The organism is Ruminococcus hominis (assembly GCF_014287355.1).
Classification (GTDB): Bacteria; Bacillota; Clostridia; order Lachnospirales; family Lachnospiraceae; genus Schaedlerella; species Schaedlerella hominis.
The window spans coordinates 2912765-2925585 of the sequence record NZ_JACOPE010000001.1; the positions used below are offsets into that span (position 1 = coordinate 2912765).

Below are 12821 nucleotides of genomic sequence, written 5' to 3' on the forward strand. Positions count from 1 at the left end.
TTCGTTTATCTCGCTCCATAAGACCTGTGATACTGTATTGCCTGACGCTCCATGCGTTCCTGCTCCTTTACCTTACCGATAATAGTATCAATTTGCTCCGCACCGGCATATCGTTTCACACGCTCCAGATCATCAGCTTTTTCCTGCAATAATTCTGTTTTTGCAGACATATCTCTAATTTTTCCTTTGTAAAATTCTACATCACTTGTGAGATCCTTAACTTTATCTCGCAGTTGAAGCACTTCCTCTTTTAATCTAACGCATTGGATTGTCAAGCTTTTTACCAGTTCCTTCAATTTGTTCACAAGAGGCAACGCTACTTTATCCCGAAATAACTTTGCACTTGCAAATGCTCCCGGCTCTGGAAGTTGCCATTCAGGTTCTTCATCATATTTTCGAACATCACGTTGCAACAGCTTCTCTGATTGCACCATCTGATCAATTCTGCTTCTCAATTTCTTCTGTTGTATTTCAAGTTTGGCATTATCTTTCTGTAGCTTATCCTGCATTTGTTTTAATGCCTGATTATCCGATTGTAACGAAGTTTGCTTCTGCTCCAGCTTTTCATTATCCTCTTGCAATTTATTCTGTTCTTGTTCCAATCGTTGGTTCTCGGACTGTAAAACACTCTGTTTCATCTCCAACTCGCTATTATCTGTCCGCAATTGCCATTGTTGCTGTTCCAAGTGTCGATTATCCATTCGTAGTTCCACCTTTTTTATTTCAAGGCTTGTATTCTCCACTCGCAATTGTTGATTGCTTGCACTTAATGTTTCATTATCTCTCTGAACAGCAATACCTTTCTCTCTTGCTTTTTCAACAGCCTCCTCAGCCCTTACCTGCTTAATTGTAGTGTTCATTAGTTCCTGTTTCATAGAGGATACTGCCTGATTCAATTTAGCAACCTCTGAGGTCTTTTCCTGCTTTTGACTGTCTAATTCTGCTACTTCTTTAGCTCTCTCCTGCTTTTCAAATTCAAGCACCGACAAATGTTTCTCATGTGTACCCTTTTGCAGCCATTCCACACCATATCGCTCCATGACTGTCGCAAGTTCCTGCTTTTCTGATGCAATCCACTGATTTAATTCGGTAGCACCTCTAGTGCCACCGGTGAAGCCTTCTGCCGCTAGTGCAGATTTTAATGATACCCTTGTATCAAGTCCTCGCTTACTTCCTGTAATATATGGTACAAAATCAATGTGCAGATGCGGTGTTTCTTCATCCATATGCAAATATGCCGAGAATACATACAAGTTCGGATTTCTAGCTTGGAACTCATCCATAAATTCCGTTAAAATCCTTTTTGCCAACAATCCATCTTCATTTTTGGCATTCATATCATCTTTATTTCCAATCTGAAATATCACTTCATGAAATAACTTTTCCTGCTTACCCCTCCTGATTTTTTCATAGTAATTATCAATCATGCGATCTTTCCGTTTCTGTTTTGCATTATATCGTTCCCGTGCTTCATCAAACAATTTATGATAAACCTGCTTAATATCTTCCTGGCAAAATTCCACTTTATCAGCACTTCTGTTTTTATCTACATTCTTAGCTGTAAATGCTCTGGTATTATGGTTCACAGAACCTTTTCCGATCATTGCACTTATCGTTCTCTCCATAGGCAATCTTCCCCTTTCTTTTATCTGTCATATTAGCGCCGAATACGACGCAGGCTTTGTTACTTTCGTCGAAAGTAACGCAAAAGCACTTTTGACAGCTATCGCCATCAAAAATGCAACCTGACAAGTCAGGTTTTGCGCCCTGCCGGGAGCTTTTCTGCCTGCGGCAGTCAGTGTACACAAGCCTCCACTATGTCAAACACACCACATTTTCCTTATCGATTCTAACGGAAGCGTGACACGCAGCCGTTATATATGTTTAAGAAAAACTACCACCGAAAACTCTCCGGCACACCTCGTCTATCCAAATATTCCTTTCGAGCCTTTTCCTTTTCTTCTTCCATTGGTGCAGTCTTATATTTTGTATATAATTCTCTCATTACCATTGCATCCAGTTTCTTCTCCAGCCCCTGTTTTATCTGAGGCAACAGTTCCTCCTGTTCCAACATAAAATATCTCATTATCGCAACGAAAAGTTCTTCTGAAATCTGTACATTTTTCATATCGATGCACCATTCCTTTCCTAACTCGTTCAAGGCCGCAACACTGCAAAGTCTATATGCTTTGCAACCTTGCAAATTTTATCTCCGCAATTTCTATATAGCCTGCAATGTTGCGTTCTTGTCCTATCTCTGTTTTACTGCATCCAATTCCCAATACCACGAGTTATTGATTTTCTTTGCCTGGATGCCCAATTCTTTCTTTGCATTTTCCAATGTTCTCTTTGAAATGCCCTGTTTATCAGCCATTTCAAATATTTCATTACTCTGCACCATATTAGTTGTTTCTGCCAATTCACGAAGCATTTGCTTTGCTTGTTCCAGCTTATTTGCCTTTGGTGCAATACCGCCAAGTACTTCATCTGCTGTAATCTCATAATCTCCCAACCAACGAAAGCCCGTTTCTGATAACATAAATGCCTTCGGATGTCCAAATGCCGCAAGATTATTCTTTATCTGAACAACTGCTCTTGTATTAGGTTCTCCCTCTATTCTGCCGACCAGAAGCACGCTCCTGGCTACTGCGAAGAAATCAATAGACCCCATACCTCTATATGCGGCTTTATTTCCTGATGCCTTATTCATATGACCGATAAGAAGAATTGCACATTGGTATTTCTCTGCTAATGCTCCAAGTTTCTTTGTCATATCTCTTGCCTCATTTGCCCGGTTCATATCCATTCCACCACCGAGATAAGCCTGTATCGGATCAAGTATCAATACTTTTGCCCCAGTCTTAACAAGTGCCTCTTCAAGCCTTTCATCTGCCATAGACAGGGATTTATCACTTTCATCAATAACAAGTATCTTTTCACAATCCGCTCCGGCAAGCTCAAGTCTTGGCTTTACTGTATCTGCCAGTCCATCCTCTGCCGTCTGATAAATCACATTTACAGGCTCCTGTACATTCATATCGTTGTCAAGATGCTCTCCCTTAGATAACTTGGCTGCTATGTTTAAAACTAATGTGGTTTTTCCATCTCCCGGGTCACCCTGAATGATTGTCAGCTTTCCATATGGTATAAATGGATACCACAGCCACTTCACTTCCTGCGATCGTACCTCTGACATCCGTATCATCTTTAATTCTGTTTTCTGTTCTTCCATAAATGTCCTCCAAATTCTATAATGTTTTGTTTGCTCCTTGGAAGAACCTCTGTTATACTTTAGTTGTATTTATATTGATAACAGAGGTTTTCCCGTTATCACAAGTCCTGACAGTTGCCGCTGTTGGGACTTTTTTCTTTTTCTTCCTTTGTTCCCTGCCAGAGATACTTTGCACCATCAAGCATTGAAATAATCGCCTGTAACATATCCATACAGTCATTCCGCATATCTTCCAATCCTTCGTCTGTAAGCGTTACATCCTGCTGCTCCAGCTGCCTTACCAGTTCGGATATATTGGTCTGCATATTCTGCAATTCCTCTACAAGCTGGTAAATGACCTCTTTCTTACCTACAACGCATATTCTGTTATAAATGCAAGAACGTACAAAATAATCTTTCTTCTGCATACCGCTTGCAAGTATCTTGGCTTCAATCATTTCCCGCTCTCTGTCCGATACACGAAAGCTGATTGTTGGATGTTTGTGTACTCCGCTCATAGATTGCCCTCTTCGTTCTCCAGTTCTAGCCTGTCTGCCAGTTCTGCCTGCTTATTCGGATATAAATGTGAATAAGTATTTAATGTGGTTTCTATCTTTTCATGTCCCAGCCGCTCTGCTATTGCCAATGGCTGAAATCCAAGTTCCACCAGAAGTGATGCGTGGCTGTGCCGCAGGTCATGCAGACGGATTCTCTTTACACCTGTTTCCTTTATGCCTCGTACAATCTCATGTTCCATATAAGACTTTGTAAACCGAAACATTCTTTCATTTGGCATAATTCCATATAAATGACTGCAATATTCCTTTAGTTCCTCTGCCAGAAATGGTGGAATCGTAATCTTACGATTGCTCTTTGGTGTTTTAGGCGGTGTAATCACATCCTTTCCATCTAATCTCTGATATGATTTTGAAATGCTTATAATACGCTTTTCTAAATCAATATCTTCATAGGTAAGTGCCAGTAATTCACCTATACGCATTCCTGTCCAGTAAAGAAGCATAAATGCCATCTTCGCCTCCGGTTTCTTCTCCATAGACGGAAGAAACTGCTTAAATTCCTGCTTTGTCCAAAACTCCATATCGTCAGCTTTGCTTTTTCCGATACTTCCTGCTTTTCTGCAAGGATTATCTTTCAGGTCATAATATCTGACTGCATAATTGAAAAGTGCTGCCAACTGGTTATTGATACTTTTAAGATAAGTTGGTGCATACCCCTGCTTAATCAGTTCATTCTGCCATGCCCGAATATCCGCTGTCTTAATCTCATACATCTTTTTCTTCTTAAAATACGGCGTAACCTTTAGGTCAAACACATATCGTTTATTCTTAATCGTACTTTTTCTAAGTCTGTTCTCCATATCGGTAAAATAGATTTCAACGAAGTTCTCAAAGTTGATATCCAGATTCTTTCTCTGCTGTTGCCGGAAGTTACGCTCCCATTCCTCTGCTTCTGCCTTTGTCTTAAAGCCTCTTTTGTTCTTTTTATGGCGTACACCCTGCCAGTCCTCATAATAGAACTGGCAGCGCCATGTTTTACCATCTCGTGTAGCTGGCATATCATCATCTCCTCTCCATTAACCAACTGCCATACCATAAAACTTTTCTTCAAAATACTTTGTAGGTACCTTGCCTGAAATCACTCGATAGCCTTTTTCTTTCAATTCATTATTAAGACCACGAATGATTTTGTAAGCATATCCTCTTGATACTCCAAGAATCTGTGCAGCTTCATCTGCTGTTACATACATCTTCATCGTATTCTCCATATTGTGTTCTCCTTCCTGTTTTTATTTTAGTACACTTTTGTGACCTTGTTTATCCGTATTATATAGTACACATTTGTGTCTGTCAAGCAATTTAACCAATTTTTTATACACAAATGTGTCCCATTGTGATAGAATAGGGGTAACAAATCATAAAGGAGCATTTTTTATGACTACTGGAGAAAAGATTAAATACTTTCGCAATATGCGTGGAATATCACAGGAAACGCTTGGTCAGTTGTCCGGCATAAACTCTGCAACAATAAAGAAATATGAATACGGAATCCGTAATCCAAAGCCTGACCAGCTTTTAAAAATTGCCAATGCACTAGGCATCAGCATTAATATTTTCATGGATTTTGGTATAGAAACAGTTTCTGATGTATTATCATTACTGTTTAAACTGGATGACCAGATTGATATGAAATTTGAGGCAGATAAGGACGATGAGGGCAATTTCAAACCTGCTACTGTTAAGCTGTCCTTTAAGAACAACCTCATCAATAAAAAACTTTGTACCTATATGAAAGCTCTGGAAATTCGTGAAAATATGCTAAAAGCTAAAGATGATTATTCAGAAGAAGAGTATGCTGACAGTTTGCAGCATATCAATGAAAATATCGAAGAAATCAAGCAACACCTGCTTGATGACAATATGGTTGTCAAAAAAGGCACTGACCGCCTTACTGTAAAAAATTATCCAAATTAGTGAAACCTCTTGAATTATCGGTCATAGGATGATAATATCTAATTAAACAGAAAGCACCCACTCCAAAGGTGGATGCTCCGAGTTTAAGTTAATGAATGTCCTTAAGGACACCGCCTATCCTGTGGATCAGACAGGATAGGCATTTTTATTTTCGCTTGTTTCTCTTATCGAGAAAGGCAAGCAACGCTACAATCAAGCTACCAAAGGACATCAACAATGCTAATATCCCAATGAAAATCGAAATGATCTCATAAACTGTCATCGGCGCCACCTCCCTTCCTATGTATTCCGGTTGCCCGGTATCATAAAACTCGGGAGGCTACCTCTACGCTCCGCTCGGCGCTAAACAAGCGTCCCCCGGACGCTTAACGCCCTGTCATGGGTACTTTCCTTAGATAGTATCCTAACATAAGAACTGACATTTATGCAAGGAAAATAAAACCTTCCTCGTATATTCCTAAAATGATATTAAAATTCGCACATACAAACATTTTTCTCATACACTGATATTTACTTTTTCAAGTTAACACAAAGGCAGCTAAATATTATTTCTATTGACACCAATATAATTATTGGCATCAAATTACTCTGTACTAGCATTAATACTGCGAAAGAATCTATTAACATATGTGCTACAACACATGGCAAAACACCTTTGGATTTTTCTTTTATTACACCAAACATAAAAGTATTACCTAATATCATTAAGTAAAAAATCAAATAATTTGATGAACCTGCTGTTATCCAAGATAATCGATATACAGGTATATGCCACAAAAACCATATTATAGATATTACAAACATTTTAACTGCAAAGTTATTTATTTCTAACTTTGTTTGTAGATACCACCGCCAGCCACATTCCTCAAGACCACCTTGTAATATCGTCCAAGGAATATAAGCTAATAAAGCCAATAGTGTTCCACCTGTAAATTCTACATTTCTTAATATTATGGAAACGGTATAGTATAAAATAACACTACCCATTGCCAAAAGATATGGTGTCAATTTTTCACGCTGTAAAAACATGTCCTTTAATACATTTTTTCTTTTCTCATATTTAGAAAAAAATATAGCAACAATCATTGGAATCAGATTCATCAAAATAAACAATACTGATGAGCCAGTTGTATTACCATCAGGATATAAAATTAATAATATTTGCCCTAAGATAAAAGTTGTAAATAAAGTAATCACAGAATATAATATTGCAATTTTATTACTTTTCCACATTTTTTCTCCTTCCATTACTCCGCCAACAAATAGAGCCAAACTAGAGCCATTTGATAAAACAAATGCCGGAAACCCGCATAAATACAGGCTTTCGGCATTTTAGTCCGTTATTCAAACTCGACAATCACTAATCAATTTTGTTTAGAGATTATTTGTTGCCGTGTTCGCTTTTCTTTTAATTATTTGATTTATCCATATTATCCTGCCTATACAGGCTAATGTTATCATTTTGTTATCGGCATTGATAACACACGCCCTGTAACTGTGGATAATAGCAATATGTACCGACTCAAATTATAAGCGGTTTTGCTTAGAAAATCAATAATCTTATTGTTAAAAAAACATCTGCCATACTCTCATAGATAACAATGACAAAATATAAAACGGAAGTATATATAGTAACCTTTGCAGTCGGTTCTTTGCTGTATATATTATAATACTCTGAATCGGTATCCATATCCAAAGGATAATACTAAATAATTCAATTTTATACGCTATCCAATAACAGAGCATTGGAAGTAACAACAAGAACATTCCAATAACTGACTTACATTGTAATTTTTCTTTTAAAGAATATCTGAGCGGAAATCCTTTTCTAACTAAACGTAATTCATTTTGCACATTATAGCTGACAACATTCTGTCCTAATATCAATATAGAAAACAATAATACATACTCAATATATTTTCCGTCTATCTGCGATAATAACATTGTGATTAAAACAATCGCAAAATACTGATACATAATCTGTTTCTTTCTTCTGACAATACTAACCACCTCATAAACCATCAAAAAACGATAGCGGCTGCCATAATATTTCTTCATCAGTCCTTTCATTTCTTTCTGATTATTTTGGAAGAACACTTCATCCTGCGTTTGCAAAACTGTATCATATTCTCTATTCAAAAATCCATATAACATCTGATTATATTGTTGAAAGAACGGGATAATTGCTTGATAGCTAAAATAAGGATATAAAATAAAATATAATCCGTAAATGATCAATAATATACTGGTAACAAATACACTTCCATAAAAAAAACAAATCATTACTACTGCCAACATACATATATTCATAATATCCCGATATTTATATTGTGTTGATAAAACCGTATGCATATTGACAATTGGGTTACAAAGCATAGCCACAATAAACTGTCTTAAGACCATTCCCTCCATTGGAAAAGCCCAAAATAAAATCAACGCAACACTCAACGTCAGTACCATGCTTTTTCCTATCTTCTTCACTCTCCAAATATATGTTTTTTCTATTTTCCAAATATAAGTTTCAGGAGAAATACGCATTCTTGGTATTGTTCCAAACAAATTCATAAACAAGAAACAGAGAATACCATATGGTATAAAAACAGCAATATCCATTCCATAGTTTTTCTGAATCATAGATTGCAATATAAGAATACATGGCACAATAGCAATCAGTATAAGATAAGCACCTATATTTCGTTTGACCATTCTAACTGCAAATTTGAATCTCTGTTTCAAAAGCAACTGATACATACTTACTCCCCTTCAGATAAAATTTTTGCTATTTCCTCTCTGTCAACTTCCTCCATATTGATTTCTCTAATTTGTCCGTTATGTAACAAAAGACACTTGTCACAAACATTTTGTAAACACTCTATATCATGGCTTGAAATAATGTAAATTCCTTTTTCTTTCTTGTGAAACTCCACTATTACATTTTCTAAAAGTTTCATTTGGACAGGATCAAGTCCTGAAAATGGTTCATCAAAAATAGTAATTTTTTCTTCTTGTATCATTGCACAAGCATTATTTAACCGTTGCATTGTACCTTTTGAAAGTTCTAACGGAGAATAGTTCTCATACTTTTTTAATCCCAACCCATCTAAAATCCTCTCGATTTTATCAAATGCCTCTTGTTTTTTTATCTTTCTGCTTGAAGCAATCAAAAGAAGATTTTCATATATCGTCAGCTCATTAAAAAAACTTGGTTGATCCATTGCATAGGCGACCGGCATATCAAGATAATCAACCTTATTCATCTTTTTTCTGTCGATAGAGATTACTCCTGTATAATTTTTGTCATAATTCGAAAGTATATTTAAAAGAGTAGTCTTTCCAGCTCCATTTCTTCCAACAAGTCCATAAATACAAGCATTTTCAAATGTATAGTTTAAGTCCGAAAAAACAACCGTTTCACCATATTTTTTACTTAAATTTGAAATCTGAATCATAAAATTTCTTTTCCTCTCAAATCCATTTTCGTCAGCCCAACGACTAACAATCCAATAAAAACTACTGTGTCCACAAATAACAGTACAACAATATTTTTTACCACTCCGAAAGTAAAAAGTATGGAGAAAATTTCTACCGACAACACAATAAAACACATATAATTTGTCAAATACTCTGTTATAATATCTCCATAATAATTGTTCATCTGTAATTTGGCATAAATAAAAGGTTTTAATAAATAACGGATTATAATACAGATAACGGGACAAATAAAAATCCAGTTTTTATTCACCAAAGATGTTGCCACACCTTTACTCCATTGTACCGGAATCTTTACTGGCAGCTTAGAATAAGACAACGCCCCAATAATCAAGCATAATACGGTAATCGTTATCCAAGTAAGCATACTTCCCCATATATACAAAAAGCTGACTGAATCCAATTTGAAAACAGTTTGATTATCTTTCCAATAATCCTGCAACTCTGTTACATATTGTTCTACCTGTAATTTTTCATAACTAATACTTTCTTCATCCAGCATTTTTTCGCACATGAGTTTCGCCTTATTCAAATCAGTAATCTGACTTTTTAATACTTCATTCTGCTTCTCAAGCGTTTCCTGCAAAGTTACTTTCCCAGATATAATACTTCGTATATCCTCAATAGAAATTCCCAATGTACGCAGATATGCTATCTTCTTTATATTTTCCACATCATTTTCAGAATAATCTCTATAACCATTACTTTCATTTCTTGAAGGCTCAACGAGTTTTTCCTTTTCATAAAAACGGACATTAGAACGGGATAAACCTGTTCGTTCTTCTACATCTTTTATTGTCATGTTATGCACTCCTTTCAAGCAACTCTATTTTATCTTAAGAATAAGCTATAAACAAGGTTTACAGTCAAGCATTTATCCAAAATCTCTTTTCTTTTAGTTATAAATCAATTCGGCGTTCACAACCTCTCTTGCACACGCCTGTATATTGTTCATTCTCGATACCCATTCCATCTGATTTTCTGCCTTTAACTGTTCTGTAATGCCCTGCTCCTGTTTCATCTGCTCTATAATCCTTTCAAAGCGTTCTTGTGCCTGTTCTTCTATATCTGCAAGATAACTATTCAGCCTGCCACTTGTAAGTAAATTCAAATATACACTTCTACGATATTCTTTCAGATAGCGTAAATGTCTTTGTCCCCATACGCCGATAAATCTCTGTTCTTCCTCCGTCAAGGTAAGACAGGGGATAAAATAATCCCCGTGTCTGATATAAGTGCCGCCCATTTCTTCAAAAATTGTTTTCTTCATAATCATTTCCACCTTTCTTATCGTTCTCTATCCATAGATTTCTTTTTAACTGACCGTTTCGGCTGCTGTCTGCTTTCCTGCTGATAGCGGTGCAATTTTTCCCGTATGCTTGCCTTTTTCGGCGGTTCTGATGACGGCTCTTTCTTCTGCTCTGTCTGATTTTCCCATGCTCGCAGCTCCTCATTATATTCCCTGACCAGTTTTTCCGATTTCTGATACGTCTTTGCAAAGGACTGAACATCTGGATATCCTGCCTGTGTTACCATCTGTTCCATATCTGTATGAATACGTTTTTCCTGTTTCTCTGCCTGTTCAATTTTGCCCTCTAAGGATTTCCGTACTTTTCCTTTGAAAAATCCTGTTGTCTCGGAAAGCTGTTTCTTCAACAAGGAAAGCTCCTGTTGCGTGGACTTCATCGCCTGTGACTGCTTCTGAAGTTTCTCCATCAGCTTCCGCATATCATTCCATTCCTGTAAATCAATCTTCGGTACTGGCTTTGGCGGCAGCTTAAATTTGAAAATCATTTCCTGTAAGAAGTCTTTCGCACCACGGATAATCTGCTGAAACATATCCGGCAGCCAACCATGTGTCCTTATTGATTGCAGCGTTTTGTCAGTGATTTTTTCCCGCTTGACCGTTAAAATATCTTCTTCGGGAACGCCCTCGACTAATGCCACATCAACCGTCCGATTCCATTCCTGCCTTGCCGCATTATCTGCCCGTATTTCTGCTTCTTTCGGATTATTCTTCCCGATTTTCTTCGTTGCCAGATACACACCGCCCTGCTGAAATACAGACAGCTTTTCGGATTCTTCTTTCACATGACTGTTGATGATTTCCGTAAACATTTCCTTCACTTCTCTGGTAAAAGCATCGTTCTTAAACCATTCATCTTTCTTCGTAAAAATATGGCTCTCATAAACTTCCCCTTTGGGAATAATGCTGCATCCTACCCGAAGATTTCCCTGCTCATCTAAAATCTCTTTCTTCGTGCGTCTGTGCTTTCCCTGCTCATCATAAAACATATTTCTGATAGCAATTTTCACTTCGGGATGTTCCAGCATTTTCCGTTCGCTGAATACAAGATGGATATGGTAATTGGTCATTCTTTTGTTATGGTGAAGTGCCGCACTACATTCTACACCATACCTTTTATGAAAGCTGTCCGTGAAAAGCCTTACTACATCATCTGCCTTGTACTCAACAAAACTTTCTGGAAGTGCAATGATAAACTCTCGTCCTTCAATACATTTCCCTGCTGTTCCGCTTGCCTTAAAATCCAACTGATTCTCTCTGGCAAGATTTTTCCAGAACTCTGATGTTGCTCCTTCCGTCTGATAGGTAGCATAGAGATGTTCCTGTCTTTTCGGATTGGAAATATAGTCAATTCTTCCTGCCACATCAGACAGCTTGTTTTGTCTGATAAATGAATGTCTGCCTATAAGCATTCTCCTTTCCGGCTCTCGCCTACTTTGCTGTGAGTAGGTGCATAGGCACCTGTTTACGAACTATCCGCCTGTCGGCGGTTGCCCCCTGCAAGGGCGAAATACACAGAGCATAAACGAAGTTTGTGCGATGGGTGTATTTCGCTCTCAAACGCCGAGGGCTTTATAAGGTGCTATCTTCCTCTGTCATGTTCCGGCTTGGACTTTTTATTTTGGGCGTATCCGCCCTTTTTATTTGCCCGTATCCGGGCTTATTTTTTATCCCTGACACCAAACCGATTCTTTACTTTTCTGTCTGATTTATTCCGGTATCCTTGCCCGTACATACTCCAGATCACCGCAATAGGGCGTTCCCACCAGATACCATTCCCTCGCCAGATTCATTTCCATCCTGGTCTTTACCCACTGATCATCTACCAGAACTTCCATACACTCTCCGCAGTGAAATCCCGTATCAATCCATAAGTCCATTGACAGCAATCCATATCTTCCATTTTCACAGTTATAACCTAATCTTCCTTCTCTCATTGCATGATTCTCCTTTCCAGATTTCTCCTTGTCTATGCTTAACAGGGGCGTGCCACGCTCCTGTTCTTATCACCAAGGAAGAATTACCATCGGAAACTCTCCGGCACTCCACGTCTGTCCAGATACTCTTTTCTCGCCCGTTCCCGTTCTTCCTCTGTCGGAGCAGTTTTAAATTTTCCATACAGGTCACGCATGACCATTCTGTCCAGTTTTTTCTCCAATCCCTGCTTGATTTCTTTCTCACAGCTCCCATCTTCAACCAAGTGAAAGCGGAGCAACTGCATAAATAATTCCTGTGATATTTGCACATTTCCCATCTTATCCATCCTTTCCGTGACGGTATGTGACAGTCGTGACGGTTATTTTGATACCGCCCCGCTGTCAAA

16 protein-coding genes are annotated in these 12821 nt (G+C 37.8%); 1 reads left to right on the forward strand and 15 read right to left on the reverse strand.

Features of this window, described 5'->3' with window-relative positions; translation table 11 throughout:
* Positions 1–5: 5 nt before the first annotated feature.
* From H8S40_RS13120 to H8S40_RS13145, 6 genes are all read right to left on the reverse strand, one after another.
* On the reverse strand, positions 6–1625 hold the full coding sequence (locus H8S40_RS13120) for a plasmid recombination protein (RefSeq protein ID WP_186865404.1): 1620 nt from the start codon (positions 1623–1625) through the stop codon (positions 6–8).
* A gap of 269 nt (positions 1626–1894) precedes the next feature.
* Positions 1895–2128 (reverse strand): complexin-2, encoded by a 234-nt coding sequence (locus H8S40_RS13125; protein WP_186865405.1) that lies wholly within the window; start codon positions 2126–2128, stop codon positions 1895–1897.
* Positions 2129–2251: 123 nt separating this feature from the next.
* On the reverse strand, positions 2252–3232 hold the full coding sequence (locus tag H8S40_RS13130) for an AAA family ATPase (RefSeq protein WP_186865406.1): 981 nt from the start codon (positions 3230–3232) through the stop codon (positions 2252–2254).
* A 98-nt stretch (positions 3233–3330) separates the two neighbouring features.
* A complete protein-coding gene (locus tag H8S40_RS13135; RefSeq protein WP_186865407.1) occupies positions 3331–3729 on the reverse strand; it encodes a plasmid mobilization protein in 399 nt (132 codons plus the stop codon).
* Positions 3726–4787: a site-specific integrase gene (locus H8S40_RS13140; RefSeq protein WP_186865408.1), complete on the reverse strand. Its 1062-nt coding sequence runs from the start codon at positions 4785–4787 to the stop codon at positions 3726–3728. Before H8S40_RS13140 ends, H8S40_RS13135 begins: the two co-directional genes overlap by 4 nt.
* Positions 4788–4805: 18 nt before the next feature.
* Positions 4806–4997 carry an ICEBs1 excisionase gene (locus H8S40_RS13145; protein WP_116444116.1) on the reverse strand — a complete coding sequence of 64 codons (192 nt, stop codon included), beginning with the start codon at positions 4995–4997 and terminating at the stop codon, positions 4806–4808.
* Positions 4998–5163: 166 nt separating this feature from the next.
* Between H8S40_RS13145 and H8S40_RS13150 the strand changes: the two genes are divergently transcribed.
* On the forward strand, positions 5164–5703 hold the full coding sequence (locus H8S40_RS13150; protein WP_186865409.1) for a helix-turn-helix domain-containing protein: 540 nt from the start codon (positions 5164–5166) through the stop codon (positions 5701–5703).
* Positions 5704–5848: 145 nt separating this feature from the next.
* On the opposite strand, the gene H8S40_RS16580 is transcribed toward H8S40_RS13150, so the two are convergent.
* From H8S40_RS16580 to H8S40_RS13190, 9 genes are all read right to left on the reverse strand, one after another.
* Positions 5849–5965, reverse strand: a complete 117-nt coding sequence (locus H8S40_RS16580) for a putative holin-like toxin (RefSeq protein ID WP_436286253.1) — start codon at positions 5963–5965, stop codon at positions 5849–5851.
* Between the two features lie 248 nt (positions 5966–6213).
* On the reverse strand, positions 6214–6951 hold the full coding sequence (locus H8S40_RS13155) for a CPBP family intramembrane glutamic endopeptidase (RefSeq protein WP_207723268.1): 738 nt from the start codon (positions 6949–6951) through the stop codon (positions 6214–6216).
* 318 nt (positions 6952–7269) lie between these two features.
* A complete protein-coding gene (locus H8S40_RS16235; protein WP_015540723.1) occupies positions 7270–8454 on the reverse strand; it encodes a hypothetical protein in 1185 nt (394 codons plus the stop codon).
* A 2-nt stretch (positions 8455–8456) separates the two neighbouring features.
* Complete coding sequence (locus H8S40_RS13165) at positions 8457–9152, reverse strand: ATP-binding cassette domain-containing protein (protein WP_015540722.1); 696 nt, start codon at positions 9150–9152, stop codon at positions 8457–8459.
* The gene (locus tag H8S40_RS13170; protein ID WP_015540721.1) at positions 9149–9994 is read right to left on the reverse strand and encodes a MerR family transcriptional regulator; all 846 of its coding nucleotides are present in this window, start codon (positions 9992–9994) and stop codon (positions 9149–9151) included. The genes H8S40_RS13165 and H8S40_RS13170 overlap by 4 nt, the downstream gene beginning before the upstream one ends.
* Before the next feature lie 93 nt (positions 9995–10087).
* Positions 10088–10462, reverse strand: a complete 375-nt coding sequence (locus H8S40_RS13175) for a TnpV protein (RefSeq protein WP_015540720.1) — start codon at positions 10460–10462, stop codon at positions 10088–10090.
* A 17-nt stretch (positions 10463–10479) separates the two neighbouring features.
* Entirely contained in the window at positions 10480–11910 is a 1431-nt protein-coding gene (locus H8S40_RS13180; RefSeq protein ID WP_015540719.1) for a MobA/MobL family protein, read from the reverse strand.
* A gap of 297 nt (positions 11911–12207) precedes the next feature.
* Entirely contained in the window at positions 12208–12435 is a 228-nt protein-coding gene (locus tag H8S40_RS13185) for a DUF5348 domain-containing protein (protein WP_015540718.1), read from the reverse strand.
* Positions 12436–12518: 83 nt separating this feature from the next.
* The gene (locus tag H8S40_RS13190) at positions 12519–12752 is read right to left on the reverse strand and encodes a hypothetical protein (RefSeq protein WP_015540717.1); all 234 of its coding nucleotides are present in this window, start codon (positions 12750–12752) and stop codon (positions 12519–12521) included.
* Positions 12753–12821 lie beyond the last annotated feature (69 nt).

What these genes read in the sequence shown, in the direction of transcription:
- H8S40_RS13120 (WP_186865404.1), bottom strand. Translation starts at nt 1,625, where the DNA reads ATGGAGAGAACGATAAGTGCAATGATCGGAAAAGGTTCTGTGAACCAT.
- H8S40_RS13125 (WP_186865405.1), bottom strand. Translation starts at nt 2,128, where the DNA reads ATGAAAAATGTACAGATTTCAGAAGAACTTTTCGTTGCGATAATGAGA.
- H8S40_RS13130 (WP_186865406.1), bottom strand. Translation starts at nt 3,232, where the DNA reads ATGGAAGAACAGAAAACAGAATTAAAGATGATACGGATGTCAGAGGTA.
- H8S40_RS13135 (WP_186865407.1), bottom strand. Translation starts at nt 3,729, where the DNA reads ATGAGCGGAGTACACAAACATCCAACAATCAGCTTTCGTGTATCGGAC.
- H8S40_RS13140 (WP_186865408.1), bottom strand. Translation starts at nt 4,787, where the DNA reads ATGCCAGCTACACGAGATGGTAAAACATGGCGCTGCCAGTTCTATTAT.
- H8S40_RS13145 (WP_116444116.1), bottom strand. Translation starts at nt 4,997, where the DNA reads ATGGAGAATACGATGAAGATGTATGTAACAGCAGATGAAGCTGCACAG.
- H8S40_RS13150 (WP_186865409.1), top strand. Translation starts at nt 5,164, where the DNA reads ATGACTACTGGAGAAAAGATTAAATACTTTCGCAATATGCGTGGAATA.
- H8S40_RS16580 (WP_436286253.1), bottom strand. Translation starts at nt 5,965, where the DNA reads ATGACAGTTTATGAGATCATTTCGATTTTCATTGGGATATTAGCATTG.
- H8S40_RS13155 (WP_207723268.1), bottom strand. Translation starts at nt 6,951, where the DNA reads ATGGAAGGAGAAAAAATGTGGAAAAGTAATAAAATTGCAATATTATAT.
- H8S40_RS16235 (WP_015540723.1), bottom strand. Translation starts at nt 8,454, where the DNA reads ATGTATCAGTTGCTTTTGAAACAGAGATTCAAATTTGCAGTTAGAATG.
- H8S40_RS13165 (WP_015540722.1), bottom strand. Translation starts at nt 9,152, where the DNA reads ATGATTCAGATTTCAAATTTAAGTAAAAAATATGGTGAAACGGTTGTT.
- H8S40_RS13170 (WP_015540721.1), bottom strand. Translation starts at nt 9,994, where the DNA reads ATGACAATAAAAGATGTAGAAGAACGAACAGGTTTATCCCGTTCTAAT.
- H8S40_RS13175 (WP_015540720.1), bottom strand. Translation starts at nt 10,462, where the DNA reads ATGAAGAAAACAATTTTTGAAGAAATGGGCGGCACTTATATCAGACAC.
- H8S40_RS13180 (WP_015540719.1), bottom strand. Translation starts at nt 11,910, where the DNA reads ATGCTTATAGGCAGACATTCATTTATCAGACAAAACAAGCTGTCTGAT.
- H8S40_RS13185 (WP_015540718.1), bottom strand. Translation starts at nt 12,435, where the DNA reads ATGAGAGAAGGAAGATTAGGTTATAACTGTGAAAATGGAAGATATGGA.
- H8S40_RS13190 (WP_015540717.1), bottom strand. Translation starts at nt 12,752, where the DNA reads ATGGGAAATGTGCAAATATCACAGGAATTATTTATGCAGTTGCTCCGC.